16 protein-coding genes and 1 pseudogene are annotated in these 20822 nt (G+C 36.5%); 15 read left to right on the top strand and 2 right to left on the bottom strand.

The annotated features are described in order from the left end of the window. The first annotated feature begins 294 nt into the window (after positions 1-294). The 8 genes and pseudogenes from AACQ83_RS07995 to AACQ83_RS07960 form a co-directional block, all read left to right on the top strand. Positions 295-567, top strand: a complete 273-nt coding sequence (locus tag AACQ83_RS07995; RefSeq protein ID WP_240000735.1) for a hypothetical protein — start codon at positions 295-297, stop codon at positions 565-567. A gap of 520 nt (positions 568-1087) precedes the next feature. Then, positions 1088-3805: a CRISPR-associated helicase Cas3' gene (gene cas3, locus AACQ83_RS07990; RefSeq protein ID WP_112877105.1), complete on the top strand. Its 2718-nt coding sequence runs from the start codon at positions 1088-1090 to the stop codon at positions 3803-3805. Between the two features lie 14 nt (positions 3806-3819). Then, positions 3820-5424, top strand: a complete 1605-nt coding sequence (gene casA / locus AACQ83_RS07985) for a type I-E CRISPR-associated protein Cse1/CasA (RefSeq protein ID WP_112877104.1) — start codon at positions 3820-3822, stop codon at positions 5422-5424. Next, the gene (gene casB / locus AACQ83_RS07980; protein ID WP_112877103.1) at positions 5424-6005 is read left to right on the top strand and encodes a type I-E CRISPR-associated protein Cse2/CasB; all 582 of its coding nucleotides are present in this window, start codon (positions 5424-5426) and stop codon (positions 6003-6005) included. The genes casA and casB overlap by 1 nt, the downstream gene beginning before the upstream one ends. Before the next feature lie 20 nt (positions 6006-6025). Further along, complete coding sequence (gene cas7e / locus AACQ83_RS07975; protein WP_112877102.1) at positions 6026-7060, top strand: type I-E CRISPR-associated protein Cas7/Cse4/CasC; 1035 nt, start codon at positions 6026-6028, stop codon at positions 7058-7060. Positions 7061-7070: 10 nt separating this feature from the next. Continuing rightward, a complete protein-coding gene (gene cas5e / locus AACQ83_RS07970; protein WP_112877101.1) occupies positions 7071-7817 on the top strand; it encodes a type I-E CRISPR-associated protein Cas5/CasD in 747 nt (248 codons plus the stop codon). After that, on the top strand, positions 7804-8478 hold the full coding sequence (gene cas6e / locus AACQ83_RS07965) for a type I-E CRISPR-associated protein Cas6/Cse3/CasE (protein WP_112877100.1): 675 nt from the start codon (positions 7804-7806) through the stop codon (positions 8476-8478). The genes cas5e and cas6e overlap by 14 nt, the downstream gene beginning before the upstream one ends. 1074 nt (positions 8479-9552) lie before the next feature. Next, positions 9553-10214 (top strand): annotated as a pseudogene (locus tag AACQ83_RS07960) (transposase); the annotation flags it as partial. Between the two features lie 990 nt (positions 10215-11204). On the opposite strand, the gene AACQ83_RS07955 reads toward AACQ83_RS07960, so the two are convergent. Continuing rightward, entirely contained in the window at positions 11205-11819 is a 615-nt protein-coding gene (locus AACQ83_RS07955) for a plasmid pRiA4b ORF-3 family protein (RefSeq protein ID WP_112877099.1), read from the bottom strand. A gap of 672 nt (positions 11820-12491) precedes the next feature. On the opposite strand from AACQ83_RS07955, the gene AACQ83_RS07950 reads away from it, so the two are divergent. From AACQ83_RS07950 to AACQ83_RS07920, 7 genes are all read left to right on the top strand, one after another. Continuing rightward, the gene (locus tag AACQ83_RS07950; protein WP_112877098.1) at positions 12492-14069 is read left to right on the top strand and encodes a phosphoethanolamine transferase; all 1578 of its coding nucleotides are present in this window, start codon (positions 12492-12494) and stop codon (positions 14067-14069) included. A gap of 956 nt (positions 14070-15025) precedes the next feature. Beyond that, positions 15026-15547 (top strand): AidA/PixA family protein, encoded by a 522-nt coding sequence (locus AACQ83_RS07945; protein WP_112877097.1) that lies wholly within the window; start codon positions 15026-15028, stop codon positions 15545-15547. Between the two features lie 36 nt (positions 15548-15583). Continuing rightward, positions 15584-16174: an AidA/PixA family protein gene (locus tag AACQ83_RS07940; RefSeq protein ID WP_112877096.1), complete on the top strand. Its 591-nt coding sequence runs from the start codon at positions 15584-15586 to the stop codon at positions 16172-16174. 536 nt (positions 16175-16710) lie between these two features. Beyond that, a complete protein-coding gene (locus AACQ83_RS07935) occupies positions 16711-17292 on the top strand; it encodes an AidA/PixA family protein (protein ID WP_112877095.1) in 582 nt (193 codons plus the stop codon). 39 nt (positions 17293-17331) lie between these two features. Beyond that, positions 17332-17928: an AidA/PixA family protein gene (locus AACQ83_RS07930; protein WP_112877094.1), complete on the top strand. Its 597-nt coding sequence runs from the start codon at positions 17332-17334 to the stop codon at positions 17926-17928. Positions 17929-18398: 470 nt separating this feature from the next. Then, the gene (locus tag AACQ83_RS07925; protein ID WP_112877093.1) at positions 18399-18980 is read left to right on the top strand and encodes an AidA/PixA family protein; all 582 of its coding nucleotides are present in this window, start codon (positions 18399-18401) and stop codon (positions 18978-18980) included. A gap of 39 nt (positions 18981-19019) precedes the next feature. Next, positions 19020-19616 (top strand): AidA/PixA family protein, encoded by a 597-nt coding sequence (locus AACQ83_RS07920; RefSeq protein ID WP_112877092.1) that lies wholly within the window; start codon positions 19020-19022, stop codon positions 19614-19616. Between the two features lie 396 nt (positions 19617-20012). Here the strand turns inward: AACQ83_RS07920 and AACQ83_RS07915 are convergent, their stop codons facing one another. Further along, positions 20013-20585 carry a tyrosine-type DNA invertase gene (locus AACQ83_RS07915; RefSeq protein WP_112877091.1) on the bottom strand — a complete coding sequence of 191 codons (573 nt, stop codon included), beginning with the start codon at positions 20583-20585 and terminating at the stop codon, positions 20013-20015. Between the last annotated feature and the right edge of the window lie 237 nt (positions 20586-20822).

Here is a 20822-nt window from a genome sequence, read left to right as displayed (position 1 = left end):
TATTGATGGCATAAAAGTGGCGCGATTATCTGAATTGCACCATAATCGTGCCAGTATTCTTACTGGGGATGATCCACTTACCGTATTTACAGCCTTATTGCTGATGTAAATAAGCGAACTTCCCGCCTGGCAGCTAATTTTCCGTTGATTCGTTCAAATCTATGTCCGTTAACTTTTGTCGATATACCGGAAGAGGCATATAGCCGTGCAATGCTTGGTATTTATGAAATGACCTGAGTTGAATTACTACGGGATCTTTATCTATGGGCTTATGAGCGTTCTGCCCGAGAATATTTGGCTGTCACGCAGGGAATCACCACACCAGATCCGTTAAGATTACAATATCGAAATGTGATTAAGCAGATCGTTTATCGGGTAGTTGCCACGCCGGAGACGGATTCAATTGACGTTATAGATAAATTAATTTCCGATGAATTAAGCCAATCTGAGCGTGACACGTTAAAGGCATTGGTTATTGAAGAACTACGGCGATTATATGAAGGTGTGTTGGCAAGGTATGGCCTCCGACCTCCACAATTTGAAAAATGGAAGCGAAAACACCGATAGTCTTTGTATTCACGCTATTGAATTGCCGCATGGTCATAAAAAATTTCTGGATTAATTACATCATTATCTTAGATAAGCTATTAATTAGCTCTTTTGTTATGCCGTCGCATCAGAGCTTAAATTTATACAGATAAGGATTAAAAGCGATTTGTGGAATAATTGTAATTGACATCGCTAAACACCCATCAGTACTTTCATCTCACCTTAGCCTGACATCATATACGCAGGGTTATCAGTGTAAATGAACCTTTGGTAAAACGGGTACATACCTTAAAATATAATTATCTTTATTTATCAGATAGATGAATATAGGTTGGCTACCCAGTCAAACTGCGCCTTGCACTACGATGTCACTTTAATTCTGGCTTATGCTCAGAAGTAGGACAAAAATTCATCTGTTTAGGTAGTGAGTTTTTATACAGAATTATCCTAAAAAAACAGAAACTAGTATTTTTCTGATCTAAATTTTCGCATTATGTTCTAAAAATAGGTAAAAGAGATGTTTAAGTAAGGATTTTAGATGGAAATGCCGATTTATTTTCAATACTGGGGTAAGGCGAAGCGAGTCTTAGAGATTGATAGTGCAGATTATCATCTACTTCCTTACCATTGTTTAGATGTTGCTGCGGTAGGAATGCAGTTGCTCTCTTTAGAAAGGTCGCTAACTAGAGATCTTGCTAACTTTTTAGCGTTATCTACACAGCAGTTACGAAGCATGGTCTCTTTTATATTGGCTTTGCACGATATTGGTAAATTTGCATCTGCTTTTCAAAAATTACTTCCCGGTTTGGCAGTAGGTCTGCATCGACCAGATTGCCCTAAAGAGTATGATGGCCGTTATTTTTGTCATGATCGTATAGGATTGTATTTCTGGGAAAATATCAAAACGGGGTTACTTAATAGACTTGTTAATATTGAAGGCGCTGAACAAAGAGAACAGCGAGAGATGTTTGATACCTTAATGGTATTCATTGATTGTGTATTAGGGCATCACGGCCGGCCAATTGAGAAAACAGGCTATAAAGCGATTAAACATTTTACTGAACCTCATAATTTTAATGCTGCCAAACTCTTTGCACATCATTTGGTTGAATTATTTCAACCTGAGTTTCCCATTGAAAAATTACAATCCAAAGAGTGGCGACGGCAATTAGAACAAGTGAGTTGGCAGTTTGCTGGTATTGCAATATTGGCGGATTGGATTGGTTCTGATAGCCATTATTTTACTTATCAATCTAAACCTATGCCGTTAACAGATTATTGGAAACATGCTCAAGCAATGGCAAAAAAAGCGGTTATGGCGATAAATTTAGGTAGAACGCCGGTAATCAAACCGTTTATTTCCATTCAGAAATATTACGGTTTTGCTGCAACACCATTGCAACAGTGGGCCGAATCAATACCTGTAGATGATTCTCCTCAGTTGTTTATTTTAGAAGATGTTACTGGAGCTGGTAAAACAGAAGCGGCTCTTGCTCTTACACACCGTTTGATGCAGGCAAAAGCCGCTGATGGTTTTTATTTCGGTTTGCCTACAATGGCGTCTTCTAATGCAATATTTAGCCGGATTGCTAAACATTACCAGCAAATGTTCTCGATAGAGGATGACGGTAAACCAAATATCGTTTTAGCTCATGGTACGTGGGGGATGAATAATCAATTTCGTGAACCCGTTTTAGCGTTAGGTCACCCAGATAGAAACGATGGTAAAACAGATATCGCTGCTTCAGCGCAGTGTAATCAATGGCTAGCTGACCCACGTAAGCAGGCGTTGTTAGCGCCTGCCGGAATCGGAGCGATTGATCAGGCTTTATTGGCTGTATTACCAAGGCGCTATCAATCATTAAGATTATTTGGGCTTAATCGTAAAGTATTAATCGTTGATGAGGTTCATGCGGCTGATGAATTTATGTTTAATTTACTGGAAAATTTATTAGCGCTGCATCTTTATCAGGGTGGTTCAGCTGTTTTATTGACAGCAACATTGACCTTTAAACAGCGTCAACGTTTAACGGATATTTGGCTAAATGTTGGCGGATTGAGTTCTCAATTATTGCAAAAAACCGATTTTCCTTTAGCAACCAAAATAAGTTTAAATGCCACATTGCCCGTTATTGAACAACCGTTATCAAGCCGAAAAGATGTTAGCCGGGAAGTCAAAGTTGATTTCTTAAATAGCTTTGGCAGTTGTGTTGAAAAGGTATTAGCCGCCATTGTACAAGGGCAATGTGTTGTTTGGATACGAAATACAGTAGATGATGCTATTGAGGCTTATCAGACACTGCGAAGTTTACTTACTGAACCTGAGCGTTGTCTGTTATTTCATAGCCAGTTTATATTGCAACACCGAAAAGAGATTGAAGATCGTGTATTGACTATTTTTGATAAAAATAGTCATGGTGAATTGCGGCGGGGCAAAGCATTAATTACCACACAGATATTCCAGGAGAGTTTAGATACTGATGCCGATGTCATGATTTCAGATATTTGTCCTATTGATGATCTCATTCAGCGAGCTGGGCGTTTGCATCGCCATACTCGCGATAGTGATGGTATTTATCGGTGGGGTATTAAAGATTCACGCCCTGCACCAATATTGTGTATCTATGCGCCTGAATGGAGGGAGCAACCTGGATCAGATTGGCTAAGCCATAATTTTCGTAACACACAATATGTTTATCGCTCGCCTGCGCGTTTGTGGTTAACCATGCGCGTGTTGAGAAAACTGGGTGCTATACGTATGCCTGCGGAAACGCGTCAATTAATTGACGCGGTTTATGGTCATGCTTATGAGCAAACGCTTGAAGTGTTGAAACATCAAGAGAATGAATTAATTGATGAGGAGCGAAGTCAGGCAGCTAAAGCTAAGTCTTATTGGTTACAGTGGCAATTATATGGTTATTGTGATCGAAGTGCTGATAATTGGTATGAGGATGATTCAGATATTAATGCTCGCTACAGTGATATTGAAACCGTTGAGGTATTATTACTGAAAAAAGGTGATTCAGGACAACTTGTACCTTGGGTAAATTCAGACGAATTTTCAGTGTCACTGAGTACGATTAAATTATCCAGAAATAAGTATGCGGATAAATTAGCCCCAATTCCAACAGAATTAATACCTGCTCTCAATGCATTGCAGCAGAGATATTACCAAATTAGATATTTGCAACCTTGGTTGCCAGATCAAGATCCGAATTTTACTTATTCTTCAACAATAGGTTTTTGTGAAAGATAAAAGCAGGAGGTGTTATGAACTTAGTTCAGGACCCGTGGTTGCCCTTTCGGTTACGTGATGGCAGTGAAAAAGTACTGCCCATTAATGCGATATGTGATCATGATGTTATGGACTTTGCTTTACCGCGAGCTGATTTTCAAGGAGCAGCTTGCCAATTTGCCATTGGTTTATTACAAACCGTTTTTGCGCCGGAAGATAAATATCAATGGCATGCTCTGTATGAAACATCACCTGATAAGAAGGTATTACAACAAACTTTTAATAAAGTGATACATGCTTTTAATGTTACCGGTATAGGGCCTCTTTTTATGCAGGATTTCGATCCGCTGCAAACAGTAAAATCAACCACTGTAGCTGGATTGTTAATTGAAGCACCGGGAGCGAATGGTTTAAGACTTAATACGGATCATTTCATTAAACGTGGCATCGGAGATGTGATGTCTCTTGAAATGGCAACTTTGGCACTGTTTACCTTACAAATTAATGCACCGTCAGGAGGGGTGGGACATCGAGTAGGATTACGAGGTGGGGGACCATTAACCACGTTAGTGGTGCCGCAACAAACGGATGCCACATTATGGCAAAAACTGTGGTTAAACGTTATTAGTCGAAGTGAATGGCATTATTCGGAACCTGATTTAACCAGTGCTCAGGTTTTTCCTTGGTTAGCGCCAACAAAAGTGAGTGTTAATGAAGGGACAGAAATTCATGCTACGGATGTACATCCCTTACATATGTATTGGGCAATGCCGAGACGTATACGTCTTGTAGTGGAAAAGGGTGAGAATATTTGCAAAATTTCAGGTAAATATTCTGAGTTCACTGTCTCTGAATATCGGACACAAAACTATGGCGGCAATTATACCGGTAATTGGACCCATCCGTTAACGCCCTATAAATGGGATACTAAAAAACCAACACAACCCTTATCTATTAAAGGCCAACCGGGAGGGGTGACATATAAAATTTGGGATGCTTTAGTATTTACCAGCCATGAGAGAGGACAGCGTTGTGCGCCGGTTGTGAGTCATTTTTATTCTTTATGTGGTCATTTTGCTGAACTCCGAAGGGCAATGCCTTGTCTGTGGGTATTTGGCTACGATATGGATAATATGAAAGCACGTTGTTGGTATTCTGTCACTGTGCCGTTGTTTTTTGTCTTACTTGAACAACAGGAAAAGATTCTATATCAAGTCAAAGAGCTGCAAAAACTGGCAATCAATATGATTTGGCTATGCCGGAATCAAATAAAAGCGGCTTGGTTTGAAAAGCCCATTGATGTGAAAGGAGACACTTCCTTTATTGACCTGACTTTTTGGCAACAAAGTGAATCCCTATTCTTTTCTGTGGTGCATCAACTTATCAATAATGCAAATTCCGATGTGCCGTTTCTGACACCAGAACAGGCCAAACATTGGCTCAATACCTTGCGTTATCTCTGTAGAGATTTATTTGATGAATATGTTGCTTTATCTGAATTAGGTAATGAGCGTTCAATGGCGAAACGTATGAAAGCGCGTCAGCAGTTAATTATCGGGTTATATGGACAAAAAGCGTTAAAAGAGATCAAAACATTTATCACTAATCATCATATTCACTCCGGGAAAGAGGAGGTGTAATGGACAGTAAGAGTGAAATCATATTATTGCATTGGTGGCAAAGTATGTTTATGTCACCAAAACAGCTAAAAGAGAAAGGTATTATTCCAGCGCCTTCTACTTATAGAGCCCAGTTAAAACGCTGTGAAAGTGTTGAGATGGCCATGTTAACTGAAGGCTTTCGGGCTTTATGGCTCAGCTTACCTGATGAAATTAGCTTATCAGATAATCCGGCAAAATTGGAATATTGGGCCACGATGGCGGTGGCATTAGTTTATGTTAAAAACAACAGTGATATCAAATTGGCGGTAGCGGCGGGTAAGAAAGGAGGAGGAAATAAACCGGTGGTCAGTGAATTAAGATTTTCACAATTACAAAATGCTAAAACACCGAATGAATTATTACGTCGATTACGTCGGGTTTTGCAGCAAATCAAAGGCAATATTTCTGTTTTGGCTTTAGCGCGGGATATTGAGGAGTGGTTTGCTGAATATGGACAATTACAGCCATGTAAGGCGGATAGGCGTATCAAAGTGAGGTGGGTTATGGATTATTACCGTGCTGCTAGTGGTAAATCAGTTGATTTATCGGATTTTTATTAATTGAGTTTAGGATGATTATTATGAGTCAGTTTATTCAATTACACCTATTAACTTCCTATGCGCCATCTAATCTGAATCGTGATGATTTAGGCCGGCCTAAGACAGCGAAAATGGGCGGTTTTGAACGTTTACGCGTGAGTTCTCAAAGTTTAAAACGTCACTGGCGTACTTCTGAATTGTTTGAACAGGTGCTATCAGAGAATATGGGTATTCGCACCAAGCGACTTGGTATCAAGGTGTTTGAAACGTTGATCAATGCTGGCGTGAACGAAAAATCTGCTAGAGCATTGGCTACGACTATTGCTGGTGTTTTTGGAAAAACGAAAAAAGATGCTTTAGAAATTGAACAATTGGCACATATCAGCCCGGAAGAGCAACAATCTGTCATGTCGTTGATTGCGGTGCTGACGGAAGAAAACCGGACACCAACGGCTGAAGAGCTTAATTTATTAAAAACTAAGCAAACCGCGGTGGATATTGCTTTGTTTGGTCGGATGTTAGCTTCAAGTCCGGCATTTAACGTCGAGGCTGCCTGTCAGGTCGCTCATGCTATTAGTGTACATAGTGTGGTTATTGAAGATGATTATTTTACAGCGGTGGATGATTTAAATGATGGTAAGGAAGATACGGGGTCGGCCCATATAGGGGAATTGGGTTTTGCCGCCGCGCTGTTTTACAGTTATATCTGCATTAATAAAACGCAATTAATAAAAAATTTGGATGGTGATGAAGCCCTTGCTAATAAAGCGATTAAAGCATTAACAGAAGCCGCTGTGAAAATATCGCCTACGGGTAAACAAAATAGTTTTGCTTCTCGTGCTTATGCCAGTTTTGCTCTCGCTGAGAAAGGCGAACAACAACCTCGTTCTTTATCTGTTGCATTTTTAAAGCCCATTAACGACAGCGACCAAGGTTCATCGGCAATTGATGCATTAGAAAGCCAAATGCGCAATATTGATCTGGTTTACGGTATTTGTGCCGATGCCCGCTATAAATTCAACACATTCACAGGGGAAGGAACTTTGACCGAGCTGCTTGAATTTGTTGCACAGTAATGGGGGCAGAATGAAAGCATATTTAGTCTTCCGATTATATGGCCCGATGGCAAGTTGGGGACAACCTGCGGTTGGGGGGGAGAGGCCAACGGAATTGTATCCTGGTCGCTCTGCGATTTTGGGGTTATTAGGAGCAGCGTTAGGTATTCGACGAGATAATGAGTCTGAATTAGCAAAATTACAAAAAAGTGTGTTAATTGCAATTAAGCAGACAGTTCCTAGCTCTTTAATGCGTGATTATCATACGACACAGGTGCCGACGCACAATAATAATGTGGTTCATCAGAACCGTAAAAGTGAATTAAGGTCAGATAAACTTAATACCATCCTGTCTAATCGTGATTATCGTTGTGATGGTATTTGGATCGTTGCTATTACATTAACTGAACACGCTTGTTTTACGCTTGAACAATTCCGGGATGCTTTACTTAAACCCGTATTTATCTTGCATCTTGGACGTAAATCTTGCCCGCTTGCTTTGCCTCTCAGCCCTAAACTCATTACGTCATCGGCATTAAAAATGGCATTGGATATCTCTTTTCCACCGTTGATTCATTCTGATAGCGAAGATAAGTTGTGGCTAGGCGCAAACGGTATTGTGACTTATTTTTGGGAGGGAAATAAAGATGAAATTATCTCTTCAAATATCTTAATCAGCCATCCTTGGGATGAGCCGATTAACCGAGGGCGTTGGCAATTCCGGCAACGTACTATGTATCAACTTTCTATCGAGGAGGGTGTTGATGTATTTGTCTAAAATTGTGCTTCGGCAATCGAGTCAAACAGCAAATATATTAGCAAAATTGGGTGCAAATGGCGTTTATACTTCTCATCAATTGTTATGGAAATTGTTTTCAGCAGACGAAAAACGGCAATTTCTATTTCGGGAAGAGATCGGAATAATGGGATTACCTGTATTCTATGTTTTATCTAAAACCTCACCTCAAACTCAGTCACCATTGTTTGAGGTGGAAACGAAAGCATTTTATCCTCAATTGAAGGAGGGGCAGCGTTTAGCTTTCAAATTACGCGTTAATCCAACAATCTGTATTACTGATCCTTCTGGAAAACGTCAGCGTCATGATGTCTTGATGCATGCTAAGTTTCAGGCAAAACAGCAAGGTGAAACGGAACAGGGGAAAATAAAAGTTATGATGGAGAATGCTGCCCGTAATTGGCTGTTAAATCATCGTCGTATGCAGCAGTGGGGTATTCAGTTTGACGATTTACTGGATATTGAAGGTTATACTCAGCATCGAAGTGTAAAAAAGCAGGGGCAAAAAATACAATTTTCCAGTGTTGATTTTCAAGGGCTTCTGACGATTACCAACGGTGAGCTATATTTGGAACAGTATGCAAAAGGCTTTGGTCGTGCTAAAGCGATGGGATGTGGATTGATGTTAATCAGAACAGTATAATGGCATTGATGTCATTTAAATTTATTTTTGTTGAAGATCGTAATGCAATATTCTTTGTTGTATGAGGATATTGATGTTAAAGGTAGCAAATTCGCTGTTGTTAGGCGTTCGTGTTATGTTTCAAAAGCATGGTAAAAAGTGATATTGCTAACTAATATCATCCTGTAGAGTAAGGCGTGGTCGTTACTCTCGGAAATATTGATAAAATAATTACCGTGTTCCTCACCTCTGTGGGGATAAACCCGAATTTTGGTATACATTTGCACAGGGAAAAATATGTTTCCTGTGTTTAATGGGATAAACCGCTATAATTAGTGGTAGGATATCGTGTTAGTGAGTGTTCCTGGTCATTACCGGGGTAAACCAAACTCGATAAATCTCGTCAAAGAGAGAATTTAAGTGTTCCCTGTATTTGCGGGGATAAACCGCGGCATGAGTGATGCTTTACTATGTTCACTAAATGTTCCCTGTACTTACGGGGATGGACCTAGCAGTGCTCCAAATAGTTATATAGCTAAGGATGAGTTCCCTGTATTGTACTCACGGGGATAAACCGTACGAAAATGACACTGATCATTGGCTTCCTTGGTGTTCCCTATCTCTCTGGGGATAAACCGGACAGTAACAGTGATAGAGTCGGTAGTAATTGGTGTTCCTTGTGTCCACGGGGGTGAACCGAACTGATACTGTTGTGTTTTGGATTTGGAAGCGTGTTCCCTGTACTTACGGGGATAAACCGAACAGTTAGCGTTTGAGCTGGCAGAGATGGACTTGTTCCCCGTTTCTACGGGGGTAAACCGCTAAATACAGAACTATCTCCATCTGTTGCAATTTGATCCCTGTAATCTACGGGGATCAACCGTCATCCGGAAAGATAATTGACGTAAAAGGTCAGAGTTCCTTGAATTGATGGGGATAAACCAGATTCAGGTTTCATGATGATAGTTGAAGTAGAAATGTTCCCCGTTTTTACGGGGACAGCCCTTTGGGCTTTCAGATTGTTGACAAAGTGCTGGTTTTTTATCCGGCACTTTGTTTTAATTAAGTTCCGTTCATTCAACGGAGCTTGCCGCCATGCTAAGAACACCCCCTCTCCAGACTTTCCCGCCAGAAACGCTCTCGCTTGACGAACTGGTTCCTAAAAATCATTTGGTCCGTCAAATCGATGCCGCCATTGATTTCGAATTTATCCGCGAATGAGTCGCCCCATTGTATTGCCACAATAATGGCCGTCCTGCTATCGATCCGGTCATGCTGATTAAAATGATGTTACTCGGCTACTTGTTTGGCGTCCCCAGTGAACGCCGTCTGGTACAGGAAATTCAGGTTAATGTGGCTTACCGCTGGTTTCTGCGCCTCGGACTGACAGAGAAGGTCCCTGATGCCTTAACCCTGAGTCAGAACCGCCGCCGTCGTTTCAATCATACTGCGGTCTTCCAGCAGATTTTTGACCACATTGTTGAACAGGCGATGGCCAAAGGATTCGTAGGCGGACGCGTACTCTATACCGACAGCACCCACCTGAAAGCCAGCGCCAATCCGCATAAATCGGAGAATGTCATGCGGCCGGTTCCCCCCGGTGCCTATTTTGACGCACTGGATAAAGCCGTCACTGAAGACCGGGCGGCAGCCGGAAAAAAAGCCTGAAGCCAGCCCTAAAGAAACGGCAGAGAAAGACGAAGGTTAGTCCCACTGATCCGGAAAGCGGGTTTATGAACAGGACCAACAAACCCAGGTGATCAAGACGTTTAATGACAGGCTCAGGTATGGACATAGTCACTTTCCGGCAAATAAAAGTAATAGCTCAAAACGCGCGATCGCCGTCAATCTCATTGGCGCTATTAAAGATATAAAGTATGCGTAAGATCACACTGTTTTTAAATCAGGAATGAGGTGCGGAATGACAGCTATAAGTTTTTTATCTGGAAATATGTTTGTGAGACGATTAGTGTGGCCCCACAGGGGTTTCATATTTTGCCCAGAGTTGAAATAATCAATTCTTTTGTTAAAGAAATAATGTAGTAAAAATCCCATCATCACCGATAAAAACAGCGCTTATCGCGTGAATAATGGCGAGTTGATGACAGGAAGACAGAAATCAATCCTGATCAGTTAATCCCCAGGAATAAGGGGAACAGGGAGGTAATTTTTTTAAATATAGTCCATATGATGGAGGTTAATTAGTAATTAAACATTCATCAGATAGCAAGCGTTTTTTTCAAATTTACAAAAATATAAATTTGTAAGAAAGTGTTATAAATTCAATATAAAATCAAGCTATCTCGAAGTCATTATATTAATCTTTAGTTAAAAAATATTTTTATTACAATCTGTTATGATGATTAATGGCATTATCTATTTAGTCGTTGTTTTAATAACTTTGTTAATGCAGCCGGAAAGGAGTGGTGAAAGAAGAGAATCTTATATGCATGCTTCGTTTTTGCATGCGGTTTGTATTTCCTATTGATTGATAAGAATCGCCGGCAATAGTAATACCTGCTGTGATAGTTACTGTATTTAATATCAAATGAGTGATGATAATGGTGTTAAATACCAGTGCAGCTTGATAGGGCTAATCTGAAAATACCGCAGAAACTGCACTCGATACTGAGTTAAGTATCATCTAATTCCATGGGAAAAATTAATTCAAATCAAGTCACGATGTTTGTCATAGTGACTCATCTGAAACTTTTCCCAATGATGATAGATTTGTCTCTTTGTTAAATTCACTCCCAATCCCACAAGAGATGGTAACGATCTCGTGACCAGCGATAATAGAGCGCCAAGAAAGCATTAATATTGTTAATGGGAAATTGCTCGAAGTCGAAATGTTCATCTTCATCCAAATCAAGTAATTCGCTTATCCATAGCCGCGTTTCTGCATATTCCTCATGGCAAGGATCATTCAGTATTGCGATTAAATCTTCATAACCATCAATCCCGCCGGTATCTTCAAAGGGACAGGCGCGAGCACCATCCAGACAATAAAAAGGAAGCGGAAGATCATTTGCCGGATAATCACTGTTTTCTAAAGTAATTTCGTGTTCCCATTCATCACCAAAATCATAGAGATAGGTAAAAGATCGCCCTTTTTGTTTAATCAGATCAGCCAGACGGTATAAATCTTCTTCCTTGCCATCAGATGGGCTTTCTGGCATTTCTGTTAGTCGCAATTTGCCAATACGAAATTCATGTAGATGACTATCCTGCCATCCCATAATGATCTGTATCACGTCATGCAGCCTGTCAAATGAAATAGAGGCGGGAACGACAAATTGCCGCCAAATAGCGGGTTTTGAGTCTGTGAGCGTTACTTTTAATTGATAGAATTTTTCATTCATCACTAACCTCCTAATGGTTTTGAGATGATTCTTTCCATGTGTGCCATCTATTGTCAATATTTTATTGGATTTTCCTGGCTGGATTTACTGGAATGCCAGCATGTTTAGCTTTGTATGAAAAGCTTGGGCCATGTCATCAATTTCAGCGGCTAATGTTCATAATAGCTTTTAACAACGGATAACTTGACCTGACTCGTTTTCTCTTTACTGAATATCGATTGAGAGGATAATGTTTCTTTAAGATACACAGTGCTTAAGGTAGATATTTTAACTATTTTTCAGTTAGTTATCAGTTTCCTCGGATATATGCCTTCGTGCATAAGTTACTTACTCAGTATAGTTTAAAATTACGAGCAGGATCGATATATTCAGAAGTTTTGCTATTAACAAAAAAAACGCATATTATTTACATACCGTTAATCAAATATAGAAGATTAATAACTGTCCTGACTCAGGAAATCCTTAACTAAATTACAGATAAATGAGTAAGGTGTTTTTTTATGCGTTAGTTTAATAGCTCAGTGTAGCAATCTGAATGGTGCTGCTTGAAGTTGTATCATGGATAGTAGTTGATTAATCACGGATTTTCTTATTGTAAAACCACTCCTATTAATAAGAAAAGGTTATGAATTTTTGGTGTTTTATTGCATAGATTAAAGGAAACGAGTAAGTATGCTGTTGAGTAAAAAAATCCAAGAAAATTTCACTTTGATATGCTTATTTGGTTTTATTTCATTGGCCCATTTAAGCCTTGGATATCAGCTAAAGTTTATATATGTATTTAGCGCTTTTTCAATTCTGATATTATTATCTAATTTTAACAAATATATATATTATATTTTTGTATTCATGATTGGATTAGTTGGCGTGATCTATTCTCCTGTTGGATTGAATTATGGTTATCCCGATATAAATTCAGTGGGATCTTTAATTTATACGAATAAAAATGAAGCGTTCGAATTTATCAGCGGGCTGCCTATTTTTACCTATTTAGTGGTGTCAGCTATTATTATATTAATGATTTTATCTTTTAAGATAAAAGCGACGCTGAAGAGAAAGAGTACAATATTTTTATCACTATTTTTTGTATTGTCAGCTTTCTGGTCACCGGTAAAAGGATATATAAATTCCGGTTTCAATCCTGACTTTAATCTATTGGCATCAGGATTACCCGAAGTTAGATTTTTTAGTGATGTCGTTGAGAGCTATAAAGAAGTTAATTCAGAAAGAATGAGGTTCGCTGAAATAATAAAACAGAAAGACTCTTGGCAGCCGGTGGTAAAAGAGGATAAATATGAAACCTATATCATGGTCATTGGTGAAAGTGTTCGAAAGGACTTTATGAATGCGTATGGTTTTCCTTATAACAATACGCCGTGGCTGGACAAGGCGAATGGCAAGATATTTACAAATTACATCTCATCAGCAGCATCGACTCAGTTATCTTTGACTAACTCACTGGCTCTGAAAGGTGAGAATGCGATCAATTTGAATGATAGTGTCATAACATTGGCGAAAAAAGCCGGGTTTTATACTTATTGGATATCTAATCAGGGGATGAAGAGTGCTTTTGATTCTCCAGTTGCGTTGATTGGACAACAGGCAGATAGCGTCCACTTCCTGAAAAGTGGCAGTTCTGATGACCGGCGTTATTTGCCTGATGATAAATTGATGCCTTATATTAAAGAAGCATTGATACCAGAAAAGAAGAAGAAACTGATTGTTATTCACCTGATGGGATCTCACCCACAGGCGTGCGTCAGAACGAATGGAAAATATGATCTGTTCTTACAATCGGAAGAAATTTCTTGTTATGTAAAAAGTATATCTAATACAGATAAATTGCTTTCTGAAATTGCGTCTGAGGCTAATAATCATCATTTAAGATGGACGATGCTTTATTTTTCGGATCATGGGCTTTCTTATGTTGATAAAGGAACCGATCAGGAAAACCTGACACATGATGATGAAAATAAACAGAGTTTTCAGGTGCCGTTTTTTATTACTGGCAGTAATTATTCTTATCGTGAAGAGATAACGGCACAAAGAAGTGGATTGCATTTTCTGACTCTATTTTCTGAGTGGCTTGGAATAAGAGAAAAGAATATTCCCGATGATTGTAATATGATGTCTAATAGTCAATGTAGTGGGCAAAATAAGATTGTTACCTTTAAAAATGAAGTTAAAGATTATGATGAATTAAATGAAGATCTTCCCGATACACAATTCTTGTCGAAGAATATCAATTGATAATTTATGTTAATTAATTATTATAGTGATGATTTAATCATTGAGTAAAATTAAATGACACAAGGGATTTCTTCTAAAGAAGAGATCCCTTTTACAATCGTCCACACTTTAGTTGAGTGCTGATGAGATATAATGTTTCATCTTATGTTATCGGTATTTTGTTATTCTTAGGCTGATTCCAATAATATAGCTTGCTTCTTTGGTGCTGCTTTAGCTAAAAAAATACACTTTGTGATTAGATATAGGAAAGCGTATCTTTAATACCAGAGGGAATAAATTAAACGCTGAGAATTTTTTAAAAGCTTACAAACCTTCGCTACAAGACGAGCATCTACATCAATATTATATGGGGAGGTGTATGATAAATGAATATTTATTCGATGCTATATAAATAATTTATAATATTGATAATGAATCGAAGAATATATTATAGTGTCAAACTTTTGAATCAATAAAATAAATGATAATTTGCTGTTATATATACCCTATGGATTTCAAGATGCATCGCGGCGGCAAGGGAGCGAATCCCCGGGAGCATAGATAACTATGTGACCGGGGTGAGTGAGTGCAGCCAACAAAGAGGCAACTTGAAAGATGACGGGTATATAAGTAAAATATAAGGAAGGTCATAATGTAGAGTTTGTTAATATAAAAAATATCGATAAGGTTAATCTCGTTGAGATCAAGTTAAATATCACCAACAACGACATCTTAAAAGAATACTAATCTGTTTATGAACTAATATCGTCATGATATTAGTTTGATATAAATTCTTTTTTTAAAACAATAAATTATCGGTGGGATTTGGCTGTATCTAAAAAGACTTCTGATAAATATATAAGTAATTTTCTTATCTAAACTGTGATTTATACCAGTAGTTATTTCAGGTTTAGTAGTTAATTATTAGAATGATAGAGGACTCTTAGTGCAACTTAATCCAATGAAGGGGTACAAAAATGAATGAAGCTGTAGATGTTCTTATTTGTGTGGATGTTGATGGTATCATTAATGATTATAATAAACTGGGAGCAAATCCAGACAACTCTACAATGGTAGATAATAAATATTTTCATTACATTACTAATAATGAAAATGCTTATACACCTAAAGACAATGCTACGGGTGAATTGATAGTAAAAATGGGTGTTGGCGATACTATCAGGTGGAGAGTAATATCTTTAACTCAACAGTTGATACATTCAGTAAACTTATACAAAAAAACTAAAGAAAATAGCTATAAAGCGATAGCACCGATAAAATATACTCAAGAAGTAACAAGGGTCAATTACCCAGAACAAGATGATAATCAATTACCCGGTACACCGTTTAAATATGGAGTAGAATCTGTAACACAATCCTGTATAGAATCAGAAGGTAAGAAATCAGGTAGAGAAAGATTGACTTTTATAATAAGCATACATTATAACCTTGAGTTAATTGGGTATATTTCTCATAGCTCTTTTATTCACGTTTTGTAAACTACAAAATTAATATAAGATAATAGGGATAACATTATGAATACTACTGATAATGCTGAATTTTCTAAGAGTATAGATATTTTAATATGTATCGATGTGCAATCTATCTTAAATAAGTTTGACAGTCTGAGCCAGGATTATAAAAAGCCGACTAAAATTGATGATAACTTGTTATATTATATTACCACTGAGAATCAAGCGTATTCTCCCGAGAAAAACGCTACAAATTCACTTAAGGTTACAGGTAAGGTAGGTGATGTAGTTAGGTGGCAATCTTCTAGCATATCTGCTCAATTTAACCATAAGGTGTTTTTATATCGTATGGAAAAAAAGGATGCTAATGATTGCATTTCTCAACCAATGACGGTATATACATTAACTAATGTTGTTGTCCCTAAGCTTAAAAAAGCGCTAATACCTCCAGAAGAAGATATTATTGAATTGCCACAAGCGCCTTTATCCGATTTTATCTATGAAAAAAGACATATTTACTATCAAAAATCTACGCTGCGTAGCCCAGGTATAACTCAATATGCATGGTATATATCTATCTATGATGACTTAAATAAGCTGGTTGGTTATTGCTATCATACGCCATTAACGAGTATCGTTATTTCTGAGGATTAATTGTAATTTAACCATTTAACCAGCTAATGTAACTTAGTATTTTAATTTGTCGAATTAATATACGTGTTACGCCAAGGATAGGCAGAATTGCATTTAATATAAAAATTAAAAGTTTCACTGCCATATTACTTAATAAATATATCAAATTTATTTTCATTTTATTATTAAACTAGAAATTTATAGTTAAATTAATTATTCGGTATTTTATTTTTTTTACTACATGTTTTTATTGTTAATTTATTATAAATAACAATAAAAAATTAATTTTACAGTTAAATATCACAAAAATATAATATTAACTTAAGAGAGGATGTTGAATTACTCATGTTTGCAAATGGTGATTTAATACTAAAAATAATAATTACTCATTTCAATATTAACATGAAGTTTATTTATATATTGAATAATTGTTGCAAATATATAGATAATTTATTTTTAAAAACTATGATTTATATCAGTGGTTTTTTTGAACTTAATTATTAATATAATAGATGATTGTTAAACAATCTAACACTTTATTGTGAAGGAGAATAGATATGAGCGACGCTATAGCGATTTCGAAATATCAAACTGTAGATATTCTTATTTGTGTGGATGTAGAAGCTATTCTTAGTAATTATGATTTAAGTAAATCAAAAACACTAGGGACGGCGAAATCAGTACATAATAAATATTTTTATTATATAACAAGCAATGGGAATCTTTATACTCCTAAAAATAATGCTAAAGGAGAGTTGGAGGTAATTATTAATGTTGCTGATAGCATTAGATGGAGGCCAATGTCTTTGACGCAGCAATTTGAATATACAGTACTTTTATGCCGCATGAGATTACAAGCTGATGACGGTGGTGATGTTTCGCTTATAACATTACCGCAACTTGATTATGGTGATATTTCTATTCCTTATTTGGCTAAAGCTGATAATAATAATATAAGTAGTGTGGTATATAAAAGAGATGGAGAAAGTCATGGTGGACTAATAACACGATATTATCATGAATCAACAGCGCAGAGGGTGGGGCGTGGTTCGTATGTCTGGTATATGAAAATATATCGTAAAAAACAACTCATCGGATATATTGGTCATGATCCTTTCATTACAGTTCTAGATAATTAAATACTTATAAAACCAATATATAAAAACAGGAATAGTATTATGAATAATATTGAATATACAGAGCTGGATGATGCAAGGTCCATTATTGGTGTACAACTGATTGATGTTCTTGCTATTGTTGATGTAAAAGCTATCACAAATGATCTCGGTAATTCTATTAGTAAGGACCCTGGCAAACCAACGGTAATGGATGATAAATACATTTATTACATTACTTCTCAAAATAATATCTATGTTCCCAAAAATAATGCTCAAGGTACACTTTTAATTCAAGGTAAGGTAGGGGATATCGTTAGATGGCGGGCCTCGACGCTATCAGCTCAATTTGATGATCAAGTATTTTTATATCATATGGCAGGGGTAGGTGCCCAATCGCTAGTTTCGCCTCCAACTCTAACTTCAGCTATATCTCAAGTTGCGGCTCCAAGTAAAGAGGCAACGTTAGGGACTAACCAAGACTATCCTGTAGTACTGGAAACTCGTAATATTTTCAATCAAGGATCTAAATTACGTACTCCAGGTATAGCCAAATATTCATGGTATATATCCATTTTCGAACGATGGAATGTTAAAGATAATATTGGTAATCTTGTTGGTTATCTTGCTCATTCTCCAAATATTCAAGTGGTTGATTAAATTTAACATTACTTAAAAATTTAATAAATCAACCATGAAATATTAAAAGTTGGTAAGTAATCACTGGAAAACAGCGTATAATTTCCAGTGATTTTACTTTATTTACGATGATTAATCGTCATCTAATTATTCAACTAAATGATATATACCCTATGGATTTCAAGTTGCATCGCGACGGCAAGGGAGCGAATCCCCGGGAGCGTAGTTAAATATCAGGAAAGTATCACTTTAACGCAAAAGAAAATGTTGAATTACTCATGTTTACAAATTGTGATTTAATACTAAAAATAATAATTTTTTGATTCAATATTAATATGAATTTCATTTATATGTTGAAAATTTATTGTAAAAATACAAGTAATTTTATTTTAAAAACTATGATTTATATTAGTGGTTTTTTTGATCTTAATTATTAATATAAAAGATGATTGTTAAACAATCTAACACTTTATTGTGAAGGAGAATAGATAATGAGTGACGCTATAGAGAGTTCTAGATATCAAGTTGTGGATATTCTGATTTGTGTCGATGCAGAAGCTATCGTTAGTCATTATGATTTAAGTAAATCACAAACATTAGAAACTGCGAAAGTGGTATCTAATAATTACTTTTATTATATAACAAGTACTGGGAATCTTTATGCTCCTAAAAATAATGCTCAAGGAGAATTGGAGATAACAGTCAATGTTGCTGATGACATTAGATGGAGGCCAATGTCTTTGACACAGCAATTTGAATATACAGTACTTTTATGCCACATGAAAGGAACCGCGATTAGCGGTAATGATGTTACGCTTATAACATTACCGCAACTTGATTATGGTGATATTTCTATTCCTTATTTGGCTAAGGCTGATAATAATAATATCAATAGTGTGGTATATAAAAGAGATGGAGAAAGTCATGGTGGACTAATAACACGATATTATCATCAATCAACGGCTCAAAGAGAGGGGTACGGTCAATATACTTGGTATATAAAAATATATCGTAAAAAACAACTCATTGGATATGTCTGTCATGATCCTTTCATTAGAGTTCTAGATGACTAAATACTTAGAAAACTAATATATAAAAATAGGAATAGTATTATGAATAATATTGAATATACAGAACTGGATGATGCAAGGTCCATTGTTGGTGTACAACTGATTGATGTTCTTGCTATTGTTGATGTAAAAGCTATCACAAATGATCTCGGCAATTCTATTAGTAAGGACTCTGGCAAACCAACGGTAATGGATGATAAATACATTTATTACATTACCTCTCAAAATAATATCTATGTTCCCAAAAATAATGCTCAAGGTACACTTTTAATTCAAGGTAAGGTAGGGGATATAATTAGATGGCGGGCTTCAACTTTATCGGCTCAATTTGATGATCAGGTATTTCTATATCATATGGCAGGAGTAGGTGCCCAATCACTAGTTTCGCCACCAACTCTAACTTCGGCTGTATCTCAAGTTGCGGCCCCAAGTAAAGAGGCAACGTTAGGGACTAACCAAGACTATCCTGTAGTGCTGGAAACTCGTAATATTTTCAATCAAGGATCTAAATTACGTACTCCAGGTACAGCCAAGTATTCATGGTATATATCCATTTTTGAAAGATGGAATGTTAAAGACAATATTGGTAATCTTGTTGGCTATCTCGCTCATTCTCCAAATATCCAAATAGTTGATTAAATTTAACATTACTTGAAAATTTAATAAATCAACCATGAAATATTAAAAGTCAGCAGGCTATCACTGGAAAACAGGGTATAATTTCCAGTGATTTTATTTTCTTCATTCCTGAGAAAGTATCCATTCATGTAATAATGGAATTTTTTATTAAAACTCTCATTGAATACACGTTTTTATTTAATTGTTTTATCTTTTAATTTCCAAGAAAATTATTTTAAAAGTAATTATAAGAAATAATGGGTAGATCTTATAATGTGAATAACCATTTTATCGGATAAAAACCCTCATCAGTATATGGACAAGGATTTTTATAATCGAATGATTGGATGATTTTTTTGTTTTAGAGAGAAATAGTTTCTCATACTACATGTCTTACATAGAAAAGAGATATTGAAATTAATCGAGTCCTTTTGCAGGAGCCTCCCATATTTTGAAAAATCGTTTTACATTGCTTGCGGTGTAAATAACGGTATGGGATATATTTCGATGACCGAGATAATCTTGAATAAGGCGTGTATCTCTTCCTAAATCAGCGAGAGCATAACCACAGGAATGTCTTAACATATGTGGATGAGGTGAAATATTGACTAATGCTTGTTTGCCATAACGCTTTAATAAACCATAAACTTGTTGGCGTGAAATAGCACCTGATTTTTGTGATAAAAAGACCCACTCTGTATCTGATTCTCTCCAACTCTTTCTAATATTAAGCCATTGATTTAAAGCTTTAATTTCTTCTGGTATTAGTGGATGTGTTGTTGATAATCCCCCTTTTAATCGTCTGACATGAATAATTTCTGAGTTAAGATCAAGATCGGATAACGTTAGATTGCATAACTCGCTCACTCTAAATCCATGAATGAAGCACATTAGTAGCATGCAATAATCTCGCTCGGCATGATATCCTTGACGTGCTTTTTCTAAAATCGCATTAATTTCATATCTGGTTAAAAACTTACGTTTCTTCATGAAAATAATTCCTGTGAAATTGGGGCGGATAGTTATAGGTAGAGAAATAATATTAATCTACCGGAATATATCAATTAATAGAACTTTTATAAAATTATTAGCTGATAACTCTATTTATTTTGGCAAAAATCTATAAATACCGTTTTTAGATAGTTATAAATAGCCATTTTTTAATAGAAAATATCAGCTTGTAAGCTTTGCAATTATATATTTGGAAATTATTTAACAACAAAAAGA

Origin of the sequence: Photorhabdus sp. S10-54 (assembly GCF_963878145.1) — a bacterium.
Classification (GTDB): domain Bacteria; phylum Pseudomonadota; class Gammaproteobacteria; order Enterobacterales; family Enterobacteriaceae; genus Photorhabdus; species Photorhabdus kayaii.
This window is presented reverse-complemented; position numbering and strand designations above follow the sequence as displayed.